The sequence below is a fragment of the Nitrospira sp. genome, from assembly GCA_029194675.1.
In the GTDB taxonomy this organism is placed as follows: Bacteria; Nitrospirota; Nitrospiria; order Nitrospirales; family Nitrospiraceae; genus Nitrospira_D.
The window spans coordinates 1,216,546-1,240,778 of sequence record JARFXP010000001.1 but is presented as its reverse complement, the minus strand read 5'-3'; the positions used below and the strand labels follow the sequence as shown (position 1 = coordinate 1,240,778).

General features: G+C 56.3%; 32 protein-coding genes and 1 pseudogene. 11 read left to right on the top strand and 22 right to left on the bottom strand.

What is annotated here, in order from left to right; all coding sequences use genetic code 11:
* The first annotated feature begins 50 nt into the window (after positions 1 to 50).
* The 3 genes from P0120_05930 to P0120_05920 all read left to right on the top strand — a co-directional run bounded on the left by P0120_05930 (position 51) and on the right by P0120_05920 (position 823).
* A complete protein-coding gene (locus P0120_05930) occupies positions 51 to 272 on the top strand; it encodes a type II toxin-antitoxin system HicB family antitoxin (protein MDF0673866.1) in 222 nt (73 codons plus the stop codon).
* A complete protein-coding gene (locus tag P0120_05925) occupies positions 269 to 481 on the top strand; it encodes a type II toxin-antitoxin system HicA family toxin (GenBank protein ID MDF0673865.1) in 213 nt (70 codons plus the stop codon). The genes P0120_05930 and P0120_05925 overlap by 4 nt, the downstream gene beginning before the upstream one ends.
* 129 nt (positions 482 to 610) lie before the next feature.
* On the top strand, positions 611 to 823 hold the full coding sequence (locus P0120_05920) for a hypothetical protein (GenBank protein MDF0673864.1): 213 nt from the start codon (positions 611 to 613) through the stop codon (positions 821 to 823).
* 100 nt (positions 824 to 923) lie between these two features.
* Here P0120_05920 and P0120_05915 read toward each other — a convergent pair whose 3' ends face one another.
* Positions 924 to 1,175, bottom strand: a complete 252-nt coding sequence (locus tag P0120_05915) for a hypothetical protein (GenBank protein MDF0673863.1) — start codon at positions 1,173 to 1,175, stop codon at positions 924 to 926.
* A gap of 396 nt (positions 1,176 to 1,571) precedes the next feature.
* Between P0120_05915 and P0120_05910 the strand changes: the two genes are divergently transcribed.
* Complete coding sequence (locus tag P0120_05910) at positions 1,572 to 1,991, top strand: DUF4282 domain-containing protein (protein ID MDF0673862.1); 420 nt, start codon at positions 1,572 to 1,574, stop codon at positions 1,989 to 1,991.
* 88 nt (positions 1,992 to 2,079) lie between these two features.
* Here P0120_05910 and P0120_05905 read toward each other — a convergent pair whose 3' ends face one another.
* From P0120_05905 to P0120_05890, 4 genes are all read right to left on the bottom strand, one after another.
* On the bottom strand, positions 2,080 to 2,649 hold the full coding sequence (locus tag P0120_05905; protein MDF0673861.1) for a hypothetical protein: 570 nt from the start codon (positions 2,647 to 2,649) through the stop codon (positions 2,080 to 2,082).
* A 445-nt stretch (positions 2,650 to 3,094) separates the two neighbouring features.
* Complete coding sequence (locus tag P0120_05900) at positions 3,095 to 3,841, bottom strand: hypothetical protein (protein ID MDF0673860.1); 747 nt, start codon at positions 3,839 to 3,841, stop codon at positions 3,095 to 3,097.
* Positions 3,842 to 4,000: 159 nt separating this feature from the next.
* Entirely contained in the window at positions 4,001 to 4,663 is a 663-nt protein-coding gene (locus tag P0120_05895; protein ID MDF0673859.1) for an ABC transporter ATP-binding protein, read from the bottom strand.
* Between the two features lie 96 nt (positions 4,664 to 4,759).
* Positions 4,760 to 5,497 (bottom strand): hypothetical protein, encoded by a 738-nt coding sequence (locus P0120_05890; GenBank protein MDF0673858.1) that lies wholly within the window; start codon positions 5,495 to 5,497, stop codon positions 4,760 to 4,762.
* Positions 5,498 to 5,727: 230 nt separating this feature from the next.
* On the opposite strand from P0120_05890, the gene P0120_05885 reads away from it, so the two are divergent.
* Positions 5,728 to 5,997: a hypothetical protein gene (locus P0120_05885; GenBank protein ID MDF0673857.1), complete on the top strand. Its 270-nt coding sequence runs from the start codon at positions 5,728 to 5,730 to the stop codon at positions 5,995 to 5,997.
* A gap of 33 nt (positions 5,998 to 6,030) precedes the next feature.
* On the opposite strand, the gene P0120_05880 is transcribed toward P0120_05885, so the two are convergent.
* From P0120_05880 to lnt, 4 genes and pseudogenes are all read right to left on the bottom strand, one after another.
* Positions 6,031 to 6,306 carry a hypothetical protein gene (locus P0120_05880; protein MDF0673856.1) on the bottom strand — a complete coding sequence of 92 codons (276 nt, stop codon included), beginning with the start codon at positions 6,304 to 6,306 and terminating at the stop codon, positions 6,031 to 6,033.
* A gap of 14 nt (positions 6,307 to 6,320) precedes the next feature.
* Positions 6,321 to 7,288: pseudogene (locus tag P0120_05875) on the bottom strand (OB-fold nucleic acid binding domain-containing protein).
* Between the two features lie 256 nt (positions 7,289 to 7,544).
* Positions 7,545 to 8,689 (bottom strand): peptide chain release factor 2 gene (gene prfB / locus P0120_05870; protein MDF0673855.1). Its coding sequence is split into 2 segments (ribosomal slippage): positions 7,545 to 7,951 and positions 7,951 to 8,689, totalling 1,146 coding nucleotides; the frame shifts between segments, so codons are not numbered across the junction.
* On the bottom strand, positions 8,637 to 10,322 hold the full coding sequence (gene lnt / locus P0120_05865; GenBank protein MDF0673854.1) for an apolipoprotein N-acyltransferase: 1,686 nt from the start codon (positions 10,320 to 10,322) through the stop codon (positions 8,637 to 8,639). Before lnt ends, prfB begins: the two co-directional genes overlap by 53 nt.
* 882 nt (positions 10,323 to 11,204) lie before the next feature.
* On the opposite strand from lnt, the gene P0120_05860 reads away from it, so the two are divergent.
* Complete coding sequence (locus P0120_05860; GenBank protein MDF0673853.1) at positions 11,205 to 11,576, top strand: PilZ domain-containing protein; 372 nt, start codon at positions 11,205 to 11,207, stop codon at positions 11,574 to 11,576.
* 378 nt (positions 11,577 to 11,954) lie between these two features.
* The gene (locus tag P0120_05855) at positions 11,955 to 12,221 is read left to right on the top strand and encodes a hypothetical protein (GenBank protein ID MDF0673852.1); all 267 of its coding nucleotides are present in this window, start codon (positions 11,955 to 11,957) and stop codon (positions 12,219 to 12,221) included.
* 103 nt (positions 12,222 to 12,324) lie between these two features.
* On the opposite strand, the gene P0120_05850 is transcribed toward P0120_05855, so the two are convergent.
* The 7 genes from P0120_05850 to P0120_05820 all read right to left on the bottom strand — a co-directional run bounded on the left by P0120_05850 (position 12,325) and on the right by P0120_05820 (position 16,238).
* Positions 12,325 to 12,774: a hypothetical protein gene (locus P0120_05850; protein MDF0673851.1), complete on the bottom strand. Its 450-nt coding sequence runs from the start codon at positions 12,772 to 12,774 to the stop codon at positions 12,325 to 12,327.
* Between the two features lie 134 nt (positions 12,775 to 12,908).
* Entirely contained in the window at positions 12,909 to 13,052 is a 144-nt protein-coding gene (locus P0120_05845; GenBank protein ID MDF0673850.1) for a hypothetical protein, read from the bottom strand.
* 165 nt (positions 13,053 to 13,217) lie between these two features.
* Complete coding sequence (locus P0120_05840; GenBank protein ID MDF0673849.1) at positions 13,218 to 13,586, bottom strand: hypothetical protein; 369 nt, start codon at positions 13,584 to 13,586, stop codon at positions 13,218 to 13,220.
* Positions 13,587 to 14,034: 448 nt separating this feature from the next.
* Entirely contained in the window at positions 14,035 to 14,487 is a 453-nt protein-coding gene (locus tag P0120_05835) for a hypothetical protein (GenBank protein MDF0673848.1), read from the bottom strand.
* A gap of 577 nt (positions 14,488 to 15,064) precedes the next feature.
* Complete coding sequence (locus tag P0120_05830; protein ID MDF0673847.1) at positions 15,065 to 15,442, bottom strand: hypothetical protein; 378 nt, start codon at positions 15,440 to 15,442, stop codon at positions 15,065 to 15,067.
* Positions 15,439 to 15,594, bottom strand: a complete 156-nt coding sequence (locus P0120_05825) for a hypothetical protein (protein ID MDF0673846.1) — start codon at positions 15,592 to 15,594, stop codon at positions 15,439 to 15,441. The genes P0120_05830 and P0120_05825 overlap by 4 nt, the downstream gene beginning before the upstream one ends.
* 98 nt (positions 15,595 to 15,692) lie before the next feature.
* A complete protein-coding gene (locus P0120_05820) occupies positions 15,693 to 16,238 on the bottom strand; it encodes a hypothetical protein (protein ID MDF0673845.1) in 546 nt (181 codons plus the stop codon).
* Positions 16,239 to 16,801: 563 nt separating this feature from the next.
* Here P0120_05820 and P0120_05815 point away from each other — a divergent pair.
* The 3 genes from P0120_05815 (at position 16,802) to P0120_05805 (ending at position 17,574) form a co-directional block, all read left to right on the top strand.
* A complete protein-coding gene (locus P0120_05815) occupies positions 16,802 to 17,023 on the top strand; it encodes a type II toxin-antitoxin system HicB family antitoxin (protein ID MDF0673844.1) in 222 nt (73 codons plus the stop codon).
* Positions 17,020 to 17,232 carry a type II toxin-antitoxin system HicA family toxin gene (locus P0120_05810; GenBank protein ID MDF0673843.1) on the top strand — a complete coding sequence of 71 codons (213 nt, stop codon included), beginning with the start codon at positions 17,020 to 17,022 and terminating at the stop codon, positions 17,230 to 17,232. The genes P0120_05815 and P0120_05810 overlap by 4 nt, the downstream gene beginning before the upstream one ends.
* Positions 17,233 to 17,361: 129 nt before the next feature.
* The gene (locus tag P0120_05805) at positions 17,362 to 17,574 is read left to right on the top strand and encodes a hypothetical protein (protein MDF0673842.1); all 213 of its coding nucleotides are present in this window, start codon (positions 17,362 to 17,364) and stop codon (positions 17,572 to 17,574) included.
* Positions 17,575 to 17,674: 100 nt separating this feature from the next.
* On the opposite strand, the gene P0120_05800 is transcribed toward P0120_05805, so the two are convergent.
* Positions 17,675 to 17,926, bottom strand: coding sequence for a hypothetical protein (locus tag P0120_05800; protein MDF0673841.1), 252 nt, complete (start codon positions 17,924 to 17,926; stop codon positions 17,675 to 17,677).
* Between the two features lie 396 nt (positions 17,927 to 18,322).
* Between P0120_05800 and P0120_05795 the strand changes: the two genes are divergently transcribed.
* Positions 18,323 to 18,742, top strand: coding sequence for a DUF4282 domain-containing protein (locus P0120_05795; protein MDF0673840.1), 420 nt, complete (start codon positions 18,323 to 18,325; stop codon positions 18,740 to 18,742).
* 89 nt (positions 18,743 to 18,831) lie between these two features.
* Here P0120_05795 and P0120_05790 read toward each other — a convergent pair whose 3' ends face one another.
* From P0120_05790 to lysS, 5 genes are all read right to left on the bottom strand, one after another.
* Positions 18,832 to 19,401: a hypothetical protein gene (locus P0120_05790; protein MDF0673839.1), complete on the bottom strand. Its 570-nt coding sequence runs from the start codon at positions 19,399 to 19,401 to the stop codon at positions 18,832 to 18,834.
* Positions 19,402 to 19,452: 51 nt separating this feature from the next.
* A complete protein-coding gene (traF, locus tag P0120_05785) occupies positions 19,453 to 20,595 on the bottom strand; it encodes a conjugal transfer protein TraF (protein ID MDF0673838.1) in 1,143 nt (380 codons plus the stop codon).
* A 159-nt stretch (positions 20,596 to 20,754) separates the two neighbouring features.
* Positions 20,755 to 21,417, bottom strand: coding sequence for an ABC transporter ATP-binding protein (locus P0120_05780; GenBank protein ID MDF0673837.1), 663 nt, complete (start codon positions 21,415 to 21,417; stop codon positions 20,755 to 20,757).
* Between the two features lie 51 nt (positions 21,418 to 21,468).
* Entirely contained in the window at positions 21,469 to 22,746 is a 1,278-nt protein-coding gene (locus tag P0120_05775) for a lipoprotein-releasing ABC transporter permease subunit (GenBank protein MDF0673836.1), read from the bottom strand.
* On the bottom strand, positions 22,746 to 24,230 hold the full coding sequence (gene lysS / locus P0120_05770; GenBank protein MDF0673835.1) for a lysine--tRNA ligase: 1,485 nt from the start codon (positions 24,228 to 24,230) through the stop codon (positions 22,746 to 22,748). Before lysS ends, P0120_05775 begins: the two co-directional genes overlap by 1 nt.
* Between the last annotated feature and the right edge of the window lie 3 nt (positions 24,231 to 24,233).

Genomic DNA, 24,233 nt, shown 5'->3' with positions numbered 1-24,233 from the left:
CTTGCATTTTGGCTGAGTCGGGCATAGCCTATCGATCGGAGGGTGGCGATATGGCAAAGCCCGGTCAGTTTACTATTGAGTTGGAACAGGAAGATGACGGGCGGTGGATCGGGGAGGTCCCGACCTTACCCGGGGTAATGGCATATGGCCGGAATCGATCGGAAGCTCTTACGGCGGTGCAAGCCTTAGCGCTTCGTGCGATGGCGGATCGCCTTGAACATGGAGAAGCGCTTCCGGACGAGTTCCTGAACGTCTCCTTCATTGCTGCATGAGCCGGTGGGCTTCCACCCGCTCTCCTCGGGTTCTTTCTGCTCTTCTGCGCATTGGCTGGATGATCAAACGAACAACCGGGTCTCACCGGATACTGGCACGGGGTGGCTGGCCTGATGTTGTGTTTGCGTTTCACGATCACGATGAAATCGGTCCCAAGATGCTTGCCCGTCTGGCGAAAAGGACTGGCATTACTCCGGAAGATCTCTAGGCAGGGTGTGGAAACGGCCGCCAGCGGCTTCTCGATCGACACACACATGAAGCTGCATTGACAAGTCACGAGCAACCCTCGTACCTTTCCACACGATACATGCGCTGATCATGGTTTGGAGAACGAGTCATGCCACAGAACTATACAGCCGTGATTAAAGAAGATGCCGGGTGGTGGATAGGCTGCATTGAGGAAGTACCGGGTGTGAACTGTCAGGAACGTAGCCGCGAGGCGTTAGTTGAGACGCTCCGAGTCACGCTACGAGAAGCACTGGAATTCAATCGTCAGGATGCTTTAGGGGCTGCCGGGGAAAATTTCGAGGAAGCCTCCATCGCGGTATGAAACGTGAGGCGCTGCTTCGGCATTGACGACAGCATGGTTGCGAGTTGTTGCGTGAAGGAGCTAACCATTCCTGGTGGCATCAGCCTTCTCTGAATACCGTTCAGCGGTCCCTCGCCACACTGAAATTACCAATCATCTGGCAGGCAGGATCTGCAAGGATCTGAAGATACCTAAGCTCTAGCCCTTCGAAAGGAAATAGGGGATCGGCCATGGTTCGCCCTGGGAACATGTTCAAGGACAAGTGCTGCTCGGTAGTGAGCGATTCGTCGAACGCCTGAGGGGTGAACTCCGGGACAAGCGACCCTTCAAAGAAATTCTCCGGCAACAACGGTTTGCGGCCCGACCACCGCATCCCACCTCTTCCTCGCCGGTTCTCATACGGACCGCGCGCGACGTAAGGAGGCCATTCGCCGTGCGCATCTGGAACATGGCTACAGTCTGTCCGAAATTGGTCGAGTCGTGGGCCTCTATTATTCCACAATCAGTCGCTCCGTGAATCCTCAGGATGGTGAAAATACATAGAGCATGGGCTGACCTTATTCTTAACCATTCAACAAGAACGGTTTGACCTCGCATCAGTCACGTAACCTTTTTGAACGGTTGGGCGATATCATTGAGATGGGGCAGCGACTGGCGAAGCCGGTCACCCATTAGCAGGCTCTGCCCTCGCCTCGTGGCACAAGGTTATATGAGGTGCAACAAGCGTCATCGCATATCTTATTTGAACCGCTGACTGAAGGGAGAGTCCATGAAATGCCCGCAATGTTCGACAGAAAATGACGTATCTGCAACGAAATGTTCGATCTGTGAGCATGCATTTGCTCCACAGCAAGTTAACTCTGCGAGGTACACGAGCTTCTATGCCGAGTATTTTGCCTTTCGGGAATTGGTGACCCCGCAACTCATTAAAGTGGTCTATATCGTGGGAGCCTGCTTCATTACCGCTGCAGGGCTCTTGTCGATTCTATCCCCGGAGACCTTGAATGAGTATGAGACTGGCCCGATTCTCACTCGCCTCGGAGGAATCTTAGTCCTACTGGTGGGAAATCTGGTGTGGCGCATGATGTGCGAGGGAGCCATTCTGCTCTTTAGTCTCCATGAGCTGCTTGTCAGCATCGACACTCGGGCGAGGGGCCTGCTGCTGCAGGGTAAAGGCAACCGACAATGAAGCCACTCCTTCTCCAGCTCCAAGCGCTGAAATATGTGGCGCCATATCGAAAAAAAGAGGGTGAGCTGGGGAGATTCTGAACTCTTGGCTAGCGCTTGGGCTGCGGAGGCATGTACTTGATCATCTCGACGGCAAGCTCTTTTGCGATGTCCTTTAGGCTCGGCTTAACGAACATATAACTGTTCGAACGTTCGTGGCGCGCTTTCCACACCGTCGTGCCGGTCGTGGCATCGATCAACCGTAGGCTCATCCCGACTCGCCCGACGTTGTCTCCTTCCTTCCGCACGTATTCCCACGAATTGACCCGCACCACGAGAAAGGAATCGACGTTGAGGGCCTTCCCGAGCTTGATGGCCGACTCTTTATCGGATTGACCAGTCATCTCCAGACGAGAGAAATAAAACACGAGCGAATCAAAGGCCTCCTTTGAGGCCTGAAAGATATCCGTCACGTTCTCGGGCGAAACGACCCGTTCGATATTTCCCTGACGGTTGAGTGCTCCAGCCAGGACATCTTGAATGTCTTCACGAGCGCTGTCGTATTGACTTGCCATCGGTGGCAATACGGCGATGGACTGCGGTCGAAATACTCTGGCCCCGGGGCCTTCCCAAACCTCCTGCAAACCGCCGCAACCTCCAAGCAGCAAAACAAGCATCATCGCGGATGTGATGTGCGCAGATGGGCGAGACAGCATGGGTTCAGTATACCATTAAAACGTCAATGAAATAGACGCGGAAACGAGAGCGCCTTTTTCGCGGAAATCATATCCTCCGCCGGCATTTGCACGGAAGGAAAACCACCGCAGGCCTAACCCTGCCGTAGGAACAAAGGGAGTGGACGCATCCTGCATATTCTTAAAAGTACCGACCCTGAATGAAAGAAATTCAGACAAGACCGTTTGCTCGAGGCCTAAGCTCAGAAGCTGGCTTTTCACCCCGGGGACAAAGGTCTTGTTCGAGGTCGCGTCCACATCGGCCGCCAATGTCAAAGAAGAATAGGGGTTGACAGCAACGCCGGCTCTGACCTGCGGGTCTAACTGGGCTCTCCTCCGCCAGCGGCATCGAAGGTAGGCTTATTGAGATCCTTGGCGACGACTCCAAACCTCACCCACGAGGTCGGGCGATAGATTGCTCCGATGTCAATGCCATAGGACAAAGAGATGCTTGGTTTGCCGAAACGATCGGTCGTACTGACCCCGCTCCCTCCTTGGAGATCGGTCGAACCATTGTAGGCGGCGCCTTGAATGACTTTCGCGGTGATTCCGATTGAAAACGTTTTGTCGAAAAAGGCATAGGCATACGAAAACGCCAGCTGCCTGGCTTCGAGGCCACGTAGCGCCATCTGGCCCCCAGGCTGATGGTCGTGCCGGCACCACCCGGTTGGGATACCTGCACAGGTGTCGAGACGAATCCGCCCCCAGTGGCGACGTCGGATACATTGAATCCGAACGCATGTTCACCAAGGTGTCCTTTGAGATACAGGCCGGCGGACCCGTTGACGGAAACACTGGCGCCCGCTTGGTTGACACGATCGGCGATAGACTGCGCCTTCGCCAGATTGGCCGGAGATGTATCGCTGGTATCGAAGTTCTCCAGATCATGCAGGGCATCACCTAAGCCAAGGCGATCAAACGCCAGTCCTCCACCCTGGGCACGGATATCCACGGTCTGGGTCATGGCCAAGCCGGCTGGGTTCCAATAGGTGGCGAGCGCATTGGTTGTGACGGCGACGCCTGCCCCGCCCATGCCCATAGGGCGAGGGCCTACGATTACAAATTCCGCCGCTGATACATGAGACGGCAACGCTGAGGCGGCCAGCAACAGGCCTACGCGAAGCGAACGAGAGGGCATTCCAGCGAGTCTAGAGAAGGGATGGTAGTTCGTCAAGGAAACGCACCCGGTCCACACCGCATACGGCGTCGTCCTGCGTGGCGGCGCCTTGGCGCATAGTCTAGAAACACCGGAGTCGAACGAGGACGAAAGGATGCCGCGATGGGGGTACCCGATCGATCAGACGATTTGGCCATCCTGCATGTGAATGATACGGTCGGACTGGGCGGAGAGCTTGTCGTTATGCGTGACGATGACAAACGTCGTGCCGCGTGTCTTGTTCAAGGTGCGCATCAATCCGAACAACCCGTCCCCGCTGTGTGTGTCCAGGTTTCCGGTCGGTTCATCGGCCAGGACCAAGTCCGGATTCTGCATCAACGCACGGGCCATGGCGACCCGTTGCTGTTCACCGCCCGAGAGTTCTCCTGGCTTGTGAAGAAGGCGATGCCCTAATCCGACTTCCGTGAGAAGAGTTGTGGCGTCGGTCTTGACGGAGGTTGGTTCGCGGCGTTGTACCAGTGCCGGCATACAGGCATTTTCCAATGCCGTGAACTCGGCGAGCAAATGATGGAACTGAAACACAAATCCTATCCGCCGATTCCGGAATTCCGCCTGCTGTGTATCCGTCATCCGAAAGAGGTCATGCCCATCGAACGTGACAGTACCTCCGGTCGGTTTATCAAGGGTCCCGATAATATGGAGCAAAGTGCTCTTGCCGGCTCCGGAGGCCCCCACAATCGCTACCAGCTCGCCGCGCTGAATTTCAAGGTTGATCCCCTTGAGGACGGGCAATTCGTAGGACCCCATCGAAAAAGACTTATGGAGATTCGTAACTTTAATCATTCCGATATTTTTACTCTCAGTCCTCGTTACTCGGCGCTTGAGTCTGTGGTTCTCGATTCAGTCCTCGGCCCTCAATCTCCAGTCCTGCGAATCTATTCATAGCGTAATGCAGCGACCGGTTCCAACTTCGCGGCCTGATTGGCCGGATAGACCGTCGCCAAAAAGCTGATCAGGATGGCGGAGCCGGCCACCAGGAGCACGTCCTCGGCCAGCACATGAACTGGAATGGTCGAGATGTAGTACACGCTTGGGTCGAATGTCCAAAACGTTTGAATGAGCCAAAGAAACGCATAGCCTAAGGGAATGCCGATGCCTGTCCCCGCAAATCCGATGATCAATCCGTTCAGCATGAAGATGCGCCGGATGCTGCGCTTCGTGGCGCCCATGGCCTTGAGGATTGCGATTTTCTTTCTGTTTCTCCGTCACGATCATCGTCAAGGTGCTGACGATGTTGAATGAGGCTACGATCGTGATCAAGACAAGAAGGAGAAACATCATCGTCTTCTCCAGCTTCAGGGCGGAGAAGAGATTGCGATTCATCTGCATCCAATCTCTGGCTCCGTGGCTGAATCCCAGCTCCTGTTCAATATTGTGGGCAATCTCTCCGGCACGGAACACGTCCGTGACCTTGACTTCGATTCCGGTGACGCTCGCGCCCAGGTTGAAAAATTTTTGTGCCTCGCCGAGTTCGATATAGGCAAATGATGAATCGTACTCGAACATTCCAGAATGGAACAGGGCGACCACGGCAAACGTTCGGATCTTGGGGACCATCCCCATCGCACTGATGGGGCCGACGGGAGAGACCACGTTGACCGTATCACCGACAAACACCCCAGCCTGAGCGCCAGCTCCTTGCCGAGAATGATGCCTGGTTTTTCAACGGCTCGAACCTGGCCTTGAGGGTCATCGGCCGGAGCCTGCATCACTTTCACCGGGGTGAGCAGGTCCAGCAGCTGACCCGCCGTGATGTTCTTGGCCAGTTCGGTGACATTGGCTTCTCGTTTCGGATCGATCCCGCGCAGGATGATTCCTTGTACTCCGCTCTGCGTGGTGAGTAACACTTGGCGGAACACAAATGGCGTGGCCGCGACGACGTCGGGTACCGTCTGGATCTTGTCGGTCAGACGGTCATAGTCCGTCATGTGCTCTTTCATTCGTTCTTGGACGACGATATGTGCGGTCGTGCCGAGAATCTTGCTCTGAATGTCTTCTCGAAACCGGTCATGATGCCGACCGTACCGATCAGCGCCGCCACCCCCAGCGTAATCCCGGCTACCGACACGAAGGTGTTCAGTGAGATCGTCCGGTTGCGGCGCTTGGCGCGCAGGTAGCGGAGTCCGACGAAGATTTCATACGGGAGGCCACTACGATTTCTCTGGTCTGAGCTGTGGGAAAAACACAACATCGCGGATGGAGGCCTGGTCGGTGAACAGCATGATCAATCGATCGATCCCGATCCCTTCTCCGGCGGTCGGCGGCATCCCGAATTCAAGGGCGCGGAGAAAGTCTTCGTCGACGAGATGGGCTTCTTCATCACCCGCCTCCCTCTGGGTTGCCTGGCCTATAAACCGTTCACGCTGGTCCAGCGGATCGTTCAACTCGGAAAAGGCATTCGCGATTTCCCGCCCAGCAATGTAGATTTCGAATCGGTCGGTCAGGTTCGGCTCCGTATCCTTCCGCCTTGCGAGCGGAGAGAAATCTCGATCGGATAGTCCGTGATGAAGGTGGGCTGTTGGAGATTGGGTTCGACGGTTTCCTCGAAAATTTCGTTCAGGATCGTGAACAACGATGCTTTCTGATCCACCGGCACACTCAGTCGTTTGGCGGCCGCCAGAGCCTTCTCTCGATCGTGGAATACCGCTGGGTCGAGGCTATTCACCTCCAGGATGGCCTGGTGGTAAGACCATCGTCGCCACGGCGGTGTGAGCACGATCTCTTTCCCTTGGTATGGAATGACCATCTTGCCGTGAATCTGTTGAGCCAGGTCCGAGATCAGTTCTTCAGTGAGGGTGATCAGGTCCTGGAAATCCGCGTACGACACATAGAATTCCAGCATCGTGAATTCGGGATTGTGAATCGTCGAGATGCCTTCGTTGCGGAAGTTGCGGTTGATCTCGAACACGCGCGGAAAACCGCCGATGATGAGCCGCTTCAAATACAGCTCAGGCGCGATACGCAAGTAGAGATCGACGCCGAGCGCGTTGTGGTGCGTGACGAAAGGCTTGGCCGTCGCGCCGCCGGGAATAGGATGCATCATCGGGTTTCGACCTCGAGGAACCCGCGCTCTATGAGAAAGGTTCGGATGCCGGCAATGATGCGGCTCCTGGTCGAAAAGATCTGGTGGACCTGAGGGTTGGCAATCAGATCGACATAGCGCTGTCGATATCGGGTTTCGACGTCTGTCAGGCCGTGCCACTTTTCGGGAAGCGGGCGGAGCGCTTTGCTGAGAAACGTCAGACTGCGAACCTCGACCGTGAACTCGTTCGTTTTCGTACGAAACAACGTCCCCGTGACGCCGATCCAGTCCCCGACGTCGAGCTGTTCCACGATGGTGTAAGCCTGCTCGGAGAGGAGATCCTTCTTGAGGTACACTTGGAGACGGTTGGACCCGTCCTGCAGCACGGCAAACCCGGCCTTCCCGAAACGCCGCAGGGCGACGACCCGTCCTGCGACAGTGCAGGAGATCTTTTCCTGCTCCAACGTCTCCTTGGTCTTTTCGCCGTGCAGATTGAGGAGTTGTCCGGCCCGATCCTTGACCTCAAAACGGCTGCCGTAGGGAGCGACGCCGGCCTTTCGAAGGTTTCGAGCTTCTTGATCCGTTGCTGCCGCTGTTCGTTCAGTTCATCCATTTTCCCCTTCTTACCCTTCGGCAATCCCGCTACAGGTCCTCTTCCGGTCCGCCCACTGGTGAGAGTTGATCGCTTCCTTTCTCCAGTTTCTTCGTCAAAAAGGCTTCGATGAATCCATCGAGGTCCCCATCCATGACGGATGAAACGTTGCTGACTTGATGACCGGTTCGGTGATCCTTGACCAGTTGGTAGGGCTGAAACACGTAGGAACGAATTTGGCTGCCCCACGCGATGTCCTTCTTTTCGCCGACGATGGCGTTGAATTCGGCTTCCTTCTTCTTCTGTTCCAATTCGAAGAGGCGGGCCTTTAAGATTTTCATCGCCCTGTTTCGATTCTGGAGCTGAGACCGCTCATTCTGGCATTGCACGACGATACCGGTCGGCAGGTGAGTGATGCGGATGGCCGTTTCGACCTTGTTGACATTCTGGCCCCCGCACCTCCTGAACGGAAGGTGTCGATCCGGAGATCCTTTTCTTCGACCACGACGTCGATGTCTTCACTCAACTCCGGATAGACGAATACCGACGCGAACGAGGTGTGCCGTCGCTTGTTGGAATCGAACGGAGAAATGCGCACCAAACGATGGACTCCGGCTTCCGCCTTCAGGTATCCATAGGCATGCGATCCTGTGATGGAGAGGGTCACGCTCTTGATACCCGCTTCGTCGCCGGGCAACAGATCCAGTGTTTCTACCTTGAATTTCTTGTGTTCCGCCCACCGCACATACATCCGAAGGAGCATTTGTGCCCAATCCTGCGATTCCGTTCCGCCCGCACCGGGATGAATCGCCACAATGGCATTATTGGGGTCCAGTTCTCCCGAGAGGAGCAGCTCGACACGCAGTGTGGCGAGGCGCGGCTCCAGCTGATTCAATTCACCAGCCAACTCGGTCTCAAGGGTTGGGTCGCCGCTCTCATGGGCAAGTTCCAGCAGTGCGTCCAAATCACCCATTTTGGTCTCGATGTCGCGCCACTGCTTGATCTCTCGCTCGATCGCCGATTTTTTCCGGCTCACCACTGCGGCGGCGCGGGCATCGTTCCAGAAGTGAGGCTGGCCCATCTGCGCTTCAAGTTCTTGTAAGTCGGCCGTCATATGAGCGAAGTCAAAGATGCCCCGTAGTTCAGCGACTTGTTCCGCCAATGCACGAACACGAACTTCCACGTCCTCTAACATGCCACGATCCTCCTTCTTCGGTCATGCCGGTGTGATTGCCGTCAGGGCTGGTTCCTTCGTGCGGAAAGACCCGACCAAAATCAAAAGCGCGCAGATTATAACACAGGCGTGGGCAAACACATCGCCGTAATAGCTGTAAAACGTGCGGGTTTGTCTGGTCGGGATCGTGGCGTACGATGTCTGCTCGACAAAGGGGCGTCGCTTCGATGATCTGTCCGTACGGATCGACGAAGCCGGAAATTCCCGTGTTGGCGGCGCGCGCGAAGGCCAAATGATTTTCTACTGAGCGAAAGACGACCATGGCAAAGTGCTGGGCAGGGGCCGAGGACGGTCCAAACCATCCGTCGTTCGTGATCGTCACCAGAAACTCCGCACCGTTCGCCGCAAATTGCCGGACGAAATCCGGGAAGATCACTTCATAGCAGATCGCCACGCCGAACTTGACGGACCTGGTGCCGGTCGACCGTTCTGTGTTCCAGGATTTCGGATTGATCGAGAGCGTCGTCGGTCCCGGTCCTGCTTCGAAATCGCCGATCCCTTCGACGAGTTTATCGAGGAAGAACAGGAGCGAGGATTTGAGGGGGATGTATTCTCCAAACGGCACGAGATGGTGCTTATCATAACGGCCGAGGACTGTGCCGTCCCTTCCCAGCAGATAGGCGCTGTTCAAGAGGTAGGGGCGGCGATCAGGGTAGAATCTCAATGCCGGGCTGCCGAGGAGGATCGGTGCCTGCGCACGTTCCGCCCAAGCGATCAGCTGCAACTGATACTCTTTCTCCCGCTCAAAAATAAACGGCGTGGCTGCCTCGGGCCACACGACCAAGTCGGTACTGGTTCCCAGTTGGGCCGTCAGCCGGTCGAACCGTCGCATCGTCTCATCGCGGAATGACGCATCCCACTTCACGGCTTGATCGATATTCGGTTGAACGACGCCGACAGTAATGGAGGGTTTATGATGGCCCAGATCCTTAGCACTCAGGACTGCCGAACTGTAGAACCATGAGAGCACCATGCGAGCGGCCGCAGTGGTGAGCAATTCCCACGGCAGCTGGACCGGATGAAATCCTCGGAAAAACGGCATGATCCACAAGATCAACTCGGCGAAGGCCACAGTGACCAGGACAATGAGGAAAGAAATGCCGTACACACCGGTGTGGTCTGCCACCTGTATCAGGTCCAGCTCGCGATATTGCGAATAGCCGAGGAGGCACCATGGAAGGCCGGAAAGCAGGTTGGTACGGAACAGCTCGAGTGTGACCCAAAAGCAGGGCGCAAAAAAATCCCGTAGCGGGATGAGTTCACGCAGCCACACGACGGCAACACAGTAGAGCCCGACATAGAGTCCGAGATACAGCGTGAGTAGCATCAAGATAGCGTAGCTGACGATCTCCGGAACCTTGCCATAGGTCGTCATGGCGGTGACGACCCATGCCATGATCCCGGTGAATCCAACGATTCCGCTCAACCAACCGATCCAAAAGGCCCGCTGTCTGGAGCATTGATCAAGCGCGAGATGGAGGGGAATCAGGACGATCCAGGCCAGCAATCCCAGGTCAAACTTTGGAAAGCAGAGAGGCAAGAGCAGTCCGCTCGCGCAGGCAAGCAGTATCTGGCGCGAACGAGATCGATCCATCGAGCCGTACCTTACGAAAAGATTCGACGACTTGCAAGGGAATGCATGAACAATCAGCGACTTGGGAGGCTCGCCAGGTGCTTTTCCCCTGTGAAAGAGGTATTCTACCTTCTATGGAGAGACGTCGGCACTATCGAGTTTCTGCAAAGGTCAAAAGCTTGCTTCGGGCGAACTCGCACGAGGTGAAGGGGAGACCGTTGATCTGTCGCTCGGCGGTGCCCGATTGAAAGCTCTCTCGATGTCCAATCGGGAAAGCAGATAAGCGTCAAACTCCTCACGCCGGGGGATGACACCCGATCGTGATCGAGCAAGCCCAGGTCCGATGGGCGGTATCGGACTTTCGGCGAGGTTTCTCGGAGTAACGCAGCAGGAACTGGACGGATTAGAACAGTTGATCGACGAATGTATCGCGCTCGATGAAGGGAGAGACGTAGGAAATCCGCGACCGATCCAACCGAGACCGCGACGGACGACCCGCGCACCTGGATCGGTGGCGAAGCGACCGTCAGTTCCAAAGCCCACCGATATATCCGTCGCCAAGCGGGGCCACCCAACTCGCTGCTCGGTGTGATCCTCGGCTTGACCTTCCTTGGTGGCCTCGCCCTGGGCAGCTCCTTCGCCCTCCTCTGTCGAAGCAAGAACGAATAGTGCTGCTATTGCCAGCCTGAGAATTTAGCTACGCCCTAGCCTGAATCTGCCCATCGGCACAGAGTTTCAGCGAGACTCAGCTCAGATTCCCTTAGTTGGACTGGGGGCTCAGCGAGCCGACGAGGACCCCGCAACCGCCACCGAAGCGGACGGACACCTCCATGCAGGCGCTCCAATTCACGCCGCACGCCACTGGCGCCTCCCCCTGATCGACAATCAACTGCGGAATCCCGGATGATGGGAGGGTGGCCCACGTTTGAGCGGTCGCCGCGTCGGCCACCAGCCGTAGAGGGGCGAGGCATCGGCTTTCCTGATACTCTCTCGCCAAATGAGATTAAGAAGCAGCTGCTTTTTGCTATACTCCTCTCCACCATGCCATCGGATACCCAGGCTTCGCAGCCCTCTCCGGCAGAGCGCCGCGAGTTTTATCGCATCACCGTCCCCTTGGCCATCTGTCTTCAGTCTGAGAGCGACCAGGCGGAGGGAACGCTCATCCAGCGGTCCGTCAACATCAGCGGCGGCGGCATCGGCGTCACGCTCGACCAGACCTTCGAGGTGAACGAAATTCTCTCCTGCACCCTGCTCCTTTGGCCAAGTACTCTTTAAGTCCTACCTCGAAGTGTTGCGTGTTGATCCCATCGCTTACCCAGTCAACACGTATCGTCTCCATGGGCGCTTCGTCAGGGATGGCAATTCCAGGATCGAGAACTGCTGATCAGACATATAATCCAATTTCAGCGAGAACACCTCACTACACTACTCCGCTTGAATGGGTACAGCCCTCACTGTGAGTAGGATTCGCGCAATTCTGAGGACCCCGCTTCGTCCCCGCGAAAGGGGGATTCATTCTGTCACGCGAGGCCGACTAGACTGGGCCACCGTGGAACCCACATATCCCTATTTTCGACACCACTATCGAGTCCCCCTGGCCGTGCAATACCCCGTGATGTTTTCCGATGCGGACACGATCGCGGAGGAAAGGTCATGAACCTCACCGTGTTCGGCTGCGCAATCGAGTGTGCCGGTGCCGCGCCGCGGTGGACCACCCTCCGCGTCCGGCTGATCCTCCCAGATCAGGCACAGTCACTCCCAGTCGAAGAGGCAGAGGTTCGATGGGTCCAAGGAATCGAATGGGGCTTCAGTTTTACAAAGGTGGGGCGAGCGGCGGATTTTCGGCTCCACGGGTTTGTATGGGATCGGATGGTCGAACGGCTTCAAACGATCGCTCAGGAAGGATTTTTAACCTCTTGATCCTGCGGTATCCTGCCTTTTCCAACCATCGCCAAACACAACAGCCCGATGCCGATCCACACGAGCTCACGGAACCGTCGCAGCAGCGCAAAGGTGATCCCCGTCACGTCACTGTAGCCGAAAGCTTGAAGCAACAGAAGATTGCCGGCATCTTGAGCGCCAGGCTGCCGGGGATGAAGAAGGAGCCCCCCTTGATAAAAACCGCGAGCGCTCCTATAGAGAGGGCGGACAACGCACTCACTGAACCGCCGAGTACATAAATAATCCCGAACACCTCCAACGATTCGGCCATCCAGCCCAAAGTACAACGCCATCGACGCAAAAAGGCCTTTTGATGGTGGCTGTAGAAATTTCGAATCGTCTGGTCGATCGAGCGCAGGTGCTCTTCATGCGTCTCCAGAGACCGGATTCGTACGCCCAGTTTCTTGACCAATGACAGAATCGATGCGAAGAGTCCACGCTGCTGGATAAAGACAAATCCACCGATTGAACAGACCAGCAGTCCGACGCTCAACAGAGCAGCCGATCGTCTGACCCGCTGAACTCCCAGCACCCAGCATCCAGAAAGCAAGGGCGATTCCCATGAGGATATAGAACACCTCGGCGATTGTCATGGTCGTCTTCGCGATCACGACGGAAGCGGCTCCTCTGCCATGGGAACGTCGTACCTTTTGAGCAGAAAGGCTTTCACCGGTTCGCCCCCAGGTAGGCCGGAGTGGTCATATTCACCACCTCGCCGGCGGTCCGAATCGTCAGCAGTCGCCAAAACGGAACCCCTTGTGCCGCTCGCCCCAGCACCACTTTCCACCCATAGGCTTCAATGGAATACATGATGGTAGATGGGAGCAGGATGCCGAGCAAAGCTATAGGACCGAGTCGTATAGCGGCTTCATAGATGCTGGCGGGTCCGATATGCCAGATAAGCAGGCTCAGAACGACGAGGCCAAGGCTAGTAGGATATAGCGTAACACGTTAGTCGGACGGCGAATGCGGCATTTATGGCCGAGGGGATGAGACTGCAGATGGACGGATGACCCATGCTATGATGCCGGCAAACAGCCATGTGCCGGCTACCGCAAAGAGCAGAAACCAATAGAGTTGATCGAACAGCGCAAAGCCCAGTAAGGCCGCTGAGAAATCGCGGCTGGCGACATTCTTTAACAGGACATCCGCCCAGGCTGCATGGGTAGGGGTTCTCCAGCCACTCGCCGCTTTGATCTTGTGCGCCTTTTCGACAAGTAAGAGCGAGAGGCCGTTACCGAACACCGCGGCGACGCCTAGCGCAAGAGGAAACCAGTCGTCCGCTTGTCCCATGTGGGTCGTATAGCGGCCCACGGCGATGCCCGCAAAAATCGCCATATGCACGATGTTGTCCAGACAACATCGAGCCAGGCACCAAAGGGCGACTCGGTAAAGGTCAATCGCGCGACTTCACCGTCGCAGCAATCAATGATGGCCGCCAATTGAAACAAGAGGGCTGCCACAATACCGGCGCTGTAGGTACCCATCCCAAACCCGGCCATGGCAAGCAATCCACTTAATCCGGCGAGGATCGTGATGGAATTGGGCGACAGCCCCATGACGAGAAACAGGCGTGTGAACCAGCGAGAGATCTTGCGATTGAAATAGCGATCGACGAACCCTTCAAATTCCCCTTGAGCGAACTGAACAACTTCTTTCGGCTATGTGGACGTCGGACACGGTTCGGACTGGTTGATACCAATTACCCCGTTTCTCTTCAGCCGAGACGACACGTACTCGACCATCCACAACAGCCCGCTCAAGCCACTGCCGGATCGGAGGGCTTCCTTTCTCACTCGCCGCTTGATCGGCGGTGCTCATCAGGCTTGCCGGTACGACTACCAGCTCGGCGACACGGGGCCGGATCGTCGAAACGAAGGGGCGAAGCTGGCCGGGACCGGACTGAACTTTCGATCGTACGCACTGCACCAGGAGCTGATCGACCTGCCCCGGTGGGGGCTTGAGAGACCACGATGGCCCGACCGTCCCGCACGTCACGCCGCAACCGTTCGATCAACCCCCGAGAGAATACGCTATTGACGCTGGCGACCAACGCAAAGCCAGGCACTTCGGCCGCCAAGGCTTCCCATGTCCGAGGATCGTCGAGAGGAAATTCACGGATCGGCATCCATCGGACGGGAATCGTGACGCGCGGCCCTTTGCCGAGCGCCTGTTTCAGCTGCTCCTCCTCAGAACCGGAAAGGACGATTAACTGACGAATCCCCGCCCGTTGCAGGGTGAGCACGGTCCGTTGAAAGAGCCTGGATCCCGCGACGCTCGTCAGAGGTCCACGTCGCGGACCTGTTGCCCGATCGGACCGCCGAATACCCCGACAGATGGCAGCAGAATCGCTGTCGCCAGTCCTTGGATCTCGGCTCTCCTCTGAAGGATGCTCTACTCATGTTTTCATAGGCAGCGATGCGCGATCACCAGTGCTCTCTTGCGCAGGTCCTCTCTATTCTATCGGGCATCCTCCCATGGCGAGACTTTCTCAAATCTTGGCAAAACTTCCAACTCAGCTCGTACGTCTTCGATGAAGTCGATCTCGGTCCAGGGCAACCTCCGATCCGTTCATGACCGACCCGCACGTCCTGAAAATACTGCCGCAGCGCGTCCTCGGCCTCCATATCCCACGAACCGCTGTCGATGTAGCCTCGAGCGACGAAACAACACGAGGTGTGTCGGCATGCCGAACTCGAAGAAATCAACCCTTCACCGGCGTAGTCATACTGTTCCGGCATATTCTTCGTCAGCGCAATAACTCTCCCCCCCTGCCACGACCACCATGCATTCTTCTCCGGTCTGCTTCACCGTCTCATCCATCAACAGCGCATTCTCAGAGGACGACGACACAGACGCCGTAGGATCTCCCGGATGGAAAACAGCACGTCGGCATCCATCACGATAGTGTCGTCGTCGAGCGCGGTTCGTGCGATCCACAGCGAGGAAATACTGCCTCTGTGAAACTGCTCGTTGACCAAAAACGTGACGTTGACGCCACACGCATCCTGTTCGACCGCCGCACGAATCATCTCCTGCTTGTACCCGACGACGATCTCTGCCCGATGAATGCCGACGGAAACCAGCGACTCTAAGTAGCGACAGGAGTGACCGGCCGCCGATCTCGATGAGGCATTTCCGGGCGATGTTGGGTCACCTCCTGAGGCGTTTTCCCACACTGCAAGGATGACCGCCTTCATGCCGATTTGCACACGTGCTCGAAGGCGTCGAGAAACCCGCCAAATTGCGCCTCGGACAATGCCCCCATATTGGCCACGCGGAAAATCTTGTTTTCCAGGTTGCCTTGACCGGCATAAATGACATAGCCCTGCTGCTTCAGACGATCATGCAACGCGTCGTAAGCAACGCCATCCGGCAGGTGATAGGCCGTGATGGTATTCGATTGTCGGTCCGTCGAGAAGGGCCTTCACACCGAGCTTGGCCATTCGTTCACGGATCAGGGTCGCCATCGTCTTGTACCGTTGGATTCGATTGGGGTACGCCTTCTTCGAGGAGTTCGTTGAGTGCTCGTCGAAGGCATAGTAGACCTGCACCGCGGGCGCGAAGGGAATCGTGCCCCGCCCCCGTTGTTGGATGTAATGGGTCATGGAGATACCACGAGCGCTTCGGATACGAGCGCATTTTTCGACGAACTCCTTCCGCACCAGCACGAACGAGACGCCCGGAAACCCCTGAATACACTTCCTCGCCGTCCCCACGACCATAGATGTGTGACCGTGCAATGTCGATTGTCTCGCCCGCCAGAGCACCGACGGCATCGAGCACAAACACCCGATTCTGATTATCGACGACCTCGGCAATCTCGTGGACAGGATTGAGGAGTCCGGTGGTGGTCTTCATGGTGCACCATGCCGACGGCATGTGTACTTCCTGATGCTGACGCAGGAAAGAAGCACGTTTTCCGGATCGGCCGAGCGTCCATTCATACTTCAACTCATTCACCCCCAGGCGATGGAGGCCCACGATTTGGGACATCCGTTCACCATAAACGCCGTTGTTGAGGATGAGCATACGGCGCCGTGAGGGAGCGACGACATCAAGGCGGCTTCGACGGCAGCCGTCCCTGATCCGGTCATCACGACGGCGACATAGTCCGATTCAGCTTCGGGACGAAGGCCTTGAGCAGTTTAGCTTGATGCGGTGAAGCAGTTCGGAAAATTCACCTCGATGACAGATGTCAGGCTTCAGCAGTGCCTGCCGTACCCGCTCGGACACGTTCACCGGTCCAGGATTGAGCAGGATCATGCGCCAGCTCCAGGACTGAAGATTGAGGACGGAGGACTGAGGAGCGGTGCTGCCGTGATTCGCATCTTCTTCCGGTCCTCAGCCCGTTGTTTCAGTCCATGCTGCCGGCGGATCATCCATGGCGCAAGCGATGGCGGCAGGAACGAGGACACCACCCGGCGGCGGCCGGAACATAAACCGGACATTTCTACTTTGGGAGAAAGCGGACATTTCTATTTGGGCTTGACAGGAGATTCGCAGGATCTTGCATTTTGGCTGAGTCGGGCATAGCCTATCGATCGGAGGGTGGCGATATGGCAAAGCCCGGTCAGTTTACTATTGAGTTGGAACAGGAAGATGACGGGCGGTGGATCGGGGAGGTCCCGACCTTACCCGGGGTAATGGCATATGGCCGGAATCGATCGGAAGCTCTTACGGCGGTGCAAGCCTTAGCGCTTCGTGCGATGGCGGATCGCCTTGAACATGGAGAAGCGCTTCCGGACGAGTTCCTGAACGTCTCCTTCATTGCTGCATGAGCCGGTGGGCTTCCACCCGCTCTCCTCGGGTTCTTTCTGCTCTTCTGCGCATTGGCTGGATGATCAAACGAACAACCGGGTCTCACCGGATACTGGCACGGGGTGGCTGGCCTGATGTTGTGTTTGCGTTTCACGATCACGATGAAATCGGTCCCAAGATGCTTGCCCGTCTGGCGAAAAGGACTGGCATTACTCCGGAAGATCTCTAGGCAGGGTGTGGAAACGGCCGCCAGCGGCTTCTCGATCGACACACACATGAAGCTGCATTGACAAGTCACGAGCAACCCTCGTACCTTTCCACACGATACATGCGCTGATCATGGTTTGGAGAACGAGTCATGCCACAGAACTATACAGCCGTGATTAAAGAAGATGCCGGGTGGTGGATAGGCTGCATTGAGGAAGTACCGGGTGTGAACTGTCAGGAACGTAGCCGCGAGGCGTTAGTTGAGACGCTCCGAGTCACGCTACGAGAAGCACTGGAATTCAATCGTCAGGATGCTTTAGGGGCTGCCGGGGAAAATTTCGAGGAAGCCTCCATCGCGGTATGAAACGTGAGGCGCTGCTTCGGCATTGACGACAGCATGGTTGCGAGTTGTTGCGTGAAGGAGCTAACCATTCCTGGTGGCATCAGCCTTCTCTGAATACCGTTCAGCGGTCCCTCGCCACACTGAAATTACCAATCATCTGGCAGGCAGGATCTGCAAGGATCTGAAGATACCTAAGCTCTAGCCCTTCGAAAGGAAATAGGGGATCGGCCATGGTTCGCCCTGGGAACATGTTCAAGGACAAGTGCTGCTCGGTAGTGAGCGATTCGTCGAACGCCTGAGGGGTGAACTCCGGGACAAGCGACCCTTCAAAGAAATTCTCCGGCAACAACGGTTTGCGGCCCGACCACCGCATCCCACCTCTTCCTCGCCGGTTCTCATACGGACCGCGCGCGACGTAAGGAGGCCATTCGCCGTGCGCATCTGGAACATGGCTACAGTCTGTCCGAAATTGGTCGAGTCGTGGGCCTCTATTATTCCACAATCAGTCGCTCCGTGAATCCTCAGGATGGTGAAAATACATAGAGCATGGGCTGACCTTATTCTTAACCATTCAACAAGAACGGTTTGACCTCGCATCAGTCACGTAACCTTTTTGAACGGTTGGGCGATATCATTGAGATGGGGCAGCGACTGGCGAAGCCGGTCACCCATTAGCAGGCTCTGCCCTCGCCTCGTGGCACAAGGTTATATGAGGTGCAACAAGCGTCATCGCATATCTTATTTGAACCGCTGACTGAAGGGAGAGTCCATGAAATGCCCGCAATGTTCGACAGAAAATGACGTATCTGCAACGAAATGTTCGATCTGTGAGCATGCATTTGCTCCACAGCAAGTTAACTCTGCGAGGTACACGAGCTTCTATGCCGAGTATTTTGCCTTTCGGGAATTGGTGACCCCGCAACTCATTAAAGTGGTCTATATCGTGGGAGCCTGCTTCATTACCGCTGCAGGGCTCTTGTCGATTCTATCCCCGGAGACCTTGAATGAGTATGAGACTGGCCCGATTCTCACTCGCCTCGGAGGAATCTTAGTCCTACTGGTGGGAAATCTGGTGTGGCGCATGATGTGCGAGGGAGCCATTCTGCTCTTTAGTCTCCATGAGCTGCTTGTCAGCATCGACACTCGGGCGAGGGGCCTGCTGCTGCAGGGTAAAGGCAACCGACAATGAAGCCACTCCTTCTCCAGCTCCAAGCGCTGAAATATGTGGCGCCATATCGAAAAAAAAGAGGGTGAGCTGGGGAGATTCTGAACTCTTGGCTAGCGCTTGGGCTGCGGAGGCATGTACTTGATCATCTCGACGGCAAGCTCTTTTGCGATGTCCTTTAGGCTCGGCTTAACGAACATATAACTGTTCGAACGTTCGTGGCGCGCTTTCCACACCGTCGTGCCGGTCGTGGCATCGATCAACCGTAGGCTCATCCCGACTCGCCCGACGTTGTCTCCTTCCTTCCGCACGTATTCCCACGAATTGACCCGCACCACGAGAAAGGAATCGACGTTGAGGGCCTTCCCGAGCTTGATGGCCGACTCTTTATCGGATTGACCAGTCATCTCCAGACGAGAGAAATAAAACACGAGCGAATCAAAGGCCTCCTTTGAGGCCTGAAAGATATCCGTCACGTTCTCGGGCGAAACGACCCGTTCGATATTTCCCTGACGGTTGAGTGCTCCAGCCAGGACATCTTGAATGTCTTCACGAGCGCTGTCGTATTGACTTGCCATCGGTGGCAATACGGCGATGGACTGCGGTCGAAATACTCTGGCCCCGGGGCCTTCCCAAACCTCCTGCAAACCGCCGCAACCTCCAAGCAGCAAAACAAGCATCATCGCGGATGTGATGTGCGCAGATGGGCGAGACAGCATGGGTTCAGTATACCATTAAAACGTCAATGAAATAGACGCGGAAACGAGAGCGCCTTTTTCGCGGAAATCATATCCTCCGCCGGCATTTGCACGGAAGGAAAACCACCGCAGGCCTAACCCTGCCGTAGGAACAAAGGGAGTGGACGCATCCTGCATATTCTTAAAAGTACCGACCCTGAATGAAAGAAATTCAGACAAGACCGTTTGCTCGAGGCCTAAGCTCAGAAGCTGGCTTTTCACCCCGGGGACAAAGGTCTTGTTCGAGGTCGCGTCCACATCGGCCGCCAATGTCAAAGAAGAATAGGGGTTGACAGCAACGCCGGCTCTGACCTGCGGGTCTAACTGGAGCTCTCCTCCGCCAGCGGCATCGAAGGTAGGCTTATTGAGATCCTTGGCGACGACTCCAAACCTCACCCACGAGGTCGGGCGATAGATTGCTCCGATGTCAATGCCATAGGACAAAGAGATGCTTGGTTTGCCGAAACGATCGGTCGTACTGACCCCGCTCCCTCCTTGGAGATCGGTCGAACCATTGTAGGCGGCGCCTTGAATGACTTTCGCGGTGATTCCGATTGAAAACGTTTTGTCGAAAAAGGCATAGGCATACGAAAACGCCAGCTGCCTGGCTTCGAGGCCACGTAGCGCCATCTGGCCCCCCAGGCTGATGGTCGTGCCGGCACCACCCGGTTGGGATACCTGCACAGGTGTCGAGACGAATCCGCCCCCAGTGGCGACGTCGGATACATTGAATCCGAACGCATGTTCACCAAGGTGTCCTTTGAGATACAGGCCGGCGGACCCGTTGACGGAAACACTGGCGCCCGCTTGGTTGACACGATCGGCGATAGACTGCGCCTTCGCCAGATTGGCCGGAGATGTATCGCTGGTATCGAAGTTCTCCAGATCATGCAGGGCATCACCTAAGCCAAGGCGATCAAACGCCAGTCCTCCACCCTGGGCACGGATATCCACGGTCTGGGTCATGGCCAAGCCGGCTGGGTTCCAATAGGTGGCGAGCGCATTGGTTGTGACGGCGACGCCTGCCCCGCCCATGCCCATAGGGCGAGGGCCTACGATTACAAATTCCGCCGCTGATACATGAGACGGCAACGCTGAGGCGGCCAGCAACAGGCCTACGCGAAGCGAACGAGAGGGCATTCCAGCGAGTCTAGAGAAGGGATGGTAGTTCGTCAAGGAAACGCACCCGGTCCACACCGCATACGGCGTCGTCCTGCGTGGCGGCGCCTTGGCGCATAGTCTAGAAACACCGGAGTCGAACGAGGACGAAAGGATGCCGCGATGGGGGTACCCGATCGATCAGACGATTTGGCCATCCTGCATGTGAATGATACGGTCGGACTGGGCGGAGAGCTTGTCGTTATGCGTGACGATGACAAACGTCGTGCCGCGTGTCTTGTTCAAGGTGCGCATCAATCCGAACAACCCGTCCCCGCTGTGTGTGTCGAGGTTTCCGGTCGGTTCATCGGCCAGGACCAAGTCCGGATTTTGCATCAACGCGCGTGCCATGGCGACCCGCTGCTGTTCGCCGCCTGAGAGTTCTCCTGGCTTGTGAAGCAGGCGATGCCCTAATCCGACCTCCGTGAGAAGAGTCGTGGCGTCGGCCTTGACGGAGGTTGGTTCGCGACGTTGCACGAGGGCCGGCATACAGGCATTTTCCAACGCCGTGAACTCGGCGAGTAGGTGATGGAACTGAAACACGAACCCTATCCGCCGATTCCGGAATTCCGCCTGCTGTGTATCCGTCATCCGAAAGAGGTCGTGCCCATCGAATGTGACAGTACCTCCGGTCGGTTTATCAAGGGTCCCGATAATATGGAGCAACGTGCTCTTGCCGGCTCCGGAGGCTCCCACAATCGCTACCAGCTCGCCGCGCTGAATTTCAAGGTTGATCCCCTTGAGGACGGGCAATTCGTAGGACCCCATCGAAAAAGACTTGTGGAGGTTCGTAACTTTAATCATTCCGATCTTATTAATCTCAGTCTTCGGTCCTCACTCTCTAGTCCTGCGGATCTATTCATAGCGTAATGCGGCGACCGGTTCCAACTTCGCGGCCTGATTGGCCGGATACACCGTCGCCAAAAAACTGATCAGTATGGCGGACCCGGCCACCAGGAGCACGTCCTCGGACAGCACATGAACCGGAATAGTGGAGATGTAGTACACGCTTGGATCGAACGTCCAAAATGTTTGAATCAGCCAGAGAAACGCGTAGCCCAAGGGAATGCCGATGCCGGTCCCCGCAAATCCGATGATCAATCCGTTCAGCATGAAGATGCGCCGGATACTGCGCTTCGTGGCGCCCATCGCCTTCAGGATGGCGATCTCTTTCTGCTTCTCCGTCACGATCATCGTCAAGGTGCTGACGATATTGAATGAGGCCACGATCGTGATCAAGACAAGAAGGAGAAACATCATCGTCTTCTCCAGCTTCAGGGCGGAGAAAAGATTGCGATTCATCTGCATCCAATCTCTGGCTCCGTGGCTGAATCCCAGCTCCTGTTCAATATTGTGGGCAATCTCTCCGGCACGGAACACATCCGTAACCTTGACTTCGATTCCGGTGACGCTCGCGCCCAGATTGAAAAATTTTTGTGCCTCGCCGAGTTCGATATAGGCAAATGATGAATCGTACTCGAACATTCCAGAATGGAACAGGGCGACCACGGCGAACGTTCGAATCTTGGGGACCATCCCCATCGCGCTGATGGGGCCGACGGGAGAGACCACGTTGACCGTATCGCCGACAAACACCCCCAGCCTGAGCGCCAACTCCTTGCCGAGAATGATGCCTGGTTTTTCAACGGCTCGAAGCTCGCCCTGAGGGTCATCGGCCGGGGTCTGCATCACTTTCATCGGGGTGAGCAGGTCCAGCAGCTGACCTTCCGTGATGTTCTTGGCCAGTTCGGTGACATTGGCTTCTCGTTTTGGATCGATCCCGCGCAAGATGATGCCTTGTACGCCGCTCTGGGTAGTGAGTAACACTTGGCGGAACACAAACGGTGTGGCCGCGACGACGTCTGGTACCGTCTGGATCTTGTCGGTCAGACGGTCATAGTCCGTCATGTGCTCTTTCATGCGTTCTTGGACGACGATATGTGCGGTCGTGCCGAGAATCTTGCTTTGAATGTCTTCTCGGAAACCGGTCATGATGCCGACCGTCCCGATCAGCGCCGCCACCCCCAGCGTAATCCCGGCCACCGACACGAAGGTGTTCAGCGAGATTGTCCGGTTGCGGCGCTTGGCGCGCAGGTAGCGGAGTCCGACGAAGATTTCATAAGGGAGCGCCACTACGATTTCTCTGGTCTGAGCTGTGGGAAAAACACAACATCGCGGATGGAGGCCTGGTCGGTGAACAGCATGATCAATCGATCGATTCCGATCCCTTCTCCGGCGGTCGGCGGCATCCCGAATTCAAGGGCGCGGAGAAAGTCTTCGTCGACGAGATGAGCTTCTTCATCACCCGCCTCCCTCTGGGTCGCCTGGCCTACAAACCGTTCACGCTGGTCCAGCGGATCGTTCAACTCCGAAAAGGCATTGGCGATTTCTCGCCCGGCAATATAAAGCTCAAATCGATCGGTCAGACTCGGGTCCGCATCCTTCCGCCTTGCGAGCGGAGAAATCTCGATCGGATAGTCCGTGATGAATGTGGGCTGTTGGAGGTTGGGTTCGACGGTTTCCTCGAAAATTTCGTTCACGATCGTGAACAACGATGCCTGCTGATCCACCGGCACACTCAGCCGTTTGGCGGCCGCCAATGCCTGCTCTCGATCGTGGAATACCGCTGGGTCGAGGTGATTCACCTCCAGGATGGCCTGGTGGTAAGACCATCGTCGCCACGGCGGCGTGAGCACGATCTCGTTCCCTTGGTATGGAATGACCGTCTTGCCGTGAATCTGTCGAGCCAAGCCAGAAATGAGTTCTTCAGTGAGGGTGATCAGGTCCTGGAAATCCGCGTACGACACATAGAATTCCAGCATCGTGAACTCGGGATTGTGAATCGTCGAGATGCCTTCGTTGCGGAAGTTGCGGTTGATCTCGAACACGCGCGGAAAACCGCCGACGATCAGCCGTTTCAAATACAGCTCAGGCGCGATACGCAAGTAGAGATCGACGCCGAGTGCGTTATGGTGCGTGACGAAAGGCTTGGCCGTCGCGCCGCCGGGAATAGGATGCATCATCGGAGTTTCGACCTCGAGGAACCCGCGCTCTATGAGGAAGGCTCGGATGCCGGCGATGATGTGGCTTCTGGCTGAAAAGATCTGGTGGACCTGAGGGTTGGCAATCAGATCGACATAGCGCTGTCGATATCGGGTTTCCACGTCCGTCAGGCCGTGCCACTTTTCGGGAAGCGGGCGGAGCGCTTTACTGAGAAACGTCAGACTGCGGACCTCGACCGTGAACTCGTTCGTTTTCGTACGAAACAACGTCCCCGTGACGCCGATCCAGTCCCCGACGTCGAGTTGTTCCACGATGGTGTAAGCCTGTTCGGAGAGGAGATCCTTCTTGAGGTACACTTGGAGACGGTCGGACCCGTCTTGCAGCACGGCAAACCCGGCCTTCCCGAAACGCCGCAGGGCGACGACCCGTCCCGCGACCGTGCACGAGACCTTTTCTTGCTCCAAGGTCTCCTTGGTCTTCTCGCCATGCAGCGTGAGTAATTGTCCGACCCGATCCTTGACCTCAAAACGGCTGCCGTAGGGAGCGACGCCGGCCTTTCGAAGGAGCTCGAGCTTCTTGATCCGTTGCTGCCGCTGTTCGTTCAGTTCATCCATTTT

Bases quoted from the DNA above. Each gene is read 5' to 3' on its own strand.
- lysS (MDF0673835.1), bottom strand. From the start codon at position 24,230: ATGGATGAACTGAACGAACAGCGGCAGCAACGGATCAAGAAGCTCGAG.
- P0120_05830 (MDF0673847.1), bottom strand. From the start codon at position 15,442: ATGAAGGCGGTCATCCTTGCAGTGTGGGAAAACGCCTCAGGAGGTGAC.
- P0120_05925 (MDF0673865.1), top strand. From the start codon at position 269: ATGAGCCGGTGGGCTTCCACCCGCTCTCCTCGGGTTCTTTCTGCTCTT.
- P0120_05820 (MDF0673845.1), bottom strand. From the start codon at position 16,238: ATGTCCCAAATCGTGGGCCTCCATCGCCTGGGGGTGAATGAGTTGAAG.
- P0120_05795 (MDF0673840.1), top strand. From the start codon at position 18,323: ATGAAATGCCCGCAATGTTCGACAGAAAATGACGTATCTGCAACGAAA.
- P0120_05930 (MDF0673866.1), top strand. From the start codon at position 51: ATGGCAAAGCCCGGTCAGTTTACTATTGAGTTGGAACAGGAAGATGAC.
- P0120_05915 (MDF0673863.1), bottom strand. From the start codon at position 1,175: ATGCGGTGGTCGGGCCGCAAACCGTTGTTGCCGGAGAATTTCTTTGAA.
- P0120_05815 (MDF0673844.1), top strand. From the start codon at position 16,802: ATGGCAAAGCCCGGTCAGTTTACTATTGAGTTGGAACAGGAAGATGAC.
- P0120_05920 (MDF0673864.1), top strand. From the start codon at position 611: ATGCCACAGAACTATACAGCCGTGATTAAAGAAGATGCCGGGTGGTGG.
- P0120_05780 (MDF0673837.1), bottom strand. From the start codon at position 21,417: ATGATTAAAGTTACGAACCTCCACAAGTCTTTTTCGATGGGGTCCTAC.
- lnt (MDF0673854.1), bottom strand. From the start codon at position 10,322: ATGGATCGATCTCGTTCGCGCCAGATACTGCTTGCCTGCGCGAGCGGA.
- P0120_05860 (MDF0673853.1), top strand. From the start codon at position 11,205: ATGATGGGAGGGTGGCCCACGTTTGAGCGGTCGCCGCGTCGGCCACCA.
- P0120_05905 (MDF0673861.1), bottom strand. From the start codon at position 2,649: ATGATGCTTGTTTTGCTGCTTGGAGGTTGCGGCGGTTTGCAGGAGGTT.
- P0120_05855 (MDF0673852.1), top strand. From the start codon at position 11,955: ATGAACCTCACCGTGTTCGGCTGCGCAATCGAGTGTGCCGGTGCCGCG.
- P0120_05845 (MDF0673850.1), bottom strand. From the start codon at position 13,052: ATGTATTCCATTGAAGCCTATGGGTGGAAAGTGGTGCTGGGGCGAGCG.
- P0120_05790 (MDF0673839.1), bottom strand. From the start codon at position 19,401: ATGATGCTTGTTTTGCTGCTTGGAGGTTGCGGCGGTTTGCAGGAGGTT.
- traF (MDF0673838.1), bottom strand. From the start codon at position 20,595: ATGCCCTCTCGTTCGCTTCGCGTAGGCCTGTTGCTGGCCGCCTCAGCG.
- P0120_05895 (MDF0673859.1), bottom strand. From the start codon at position 4,663: ATGATTAAAGTTACGAATCTCCATAAGTCTTTTTCGATGGGGTCCTAC.
- P0120_05800 (MDF0673841.1), bottom strand. From the start codon at position 17,926: ATGCGGTGGTCGGGCCGCAAACCGTTGTTGCCGGAGAATTTCTTTGAA.
- P0120_05900 (MDF0673860.1), bottom strand. From the start codon at position 3,841: ATGCCCTCTCGTTCGCTTCGCGTAGGCCTGTTGCTGGCCGCCTCAGCG.
- P0120_05910 (MDF0673862.1), top strand. From the start codon at position 1,572: ATGAAATGCCCGCAATGTTCGACAGAAAATGACGTATCTGCAACGAAA.
- P0120_05805 (MDF0673842.1), top strand. From the start codon at position 17,362: ATGCCACAGAACTATACAGCCGTGATTAAAGAAGATGCCGGGTGGTGG.
- P0120_05810 (MDF0673843.1), top strand. From the start codon at position 17,020: ATGAGCCGGTGGGCTTCCACCCGCTCTCCTCGGGTTCTTTCTGCTCTT.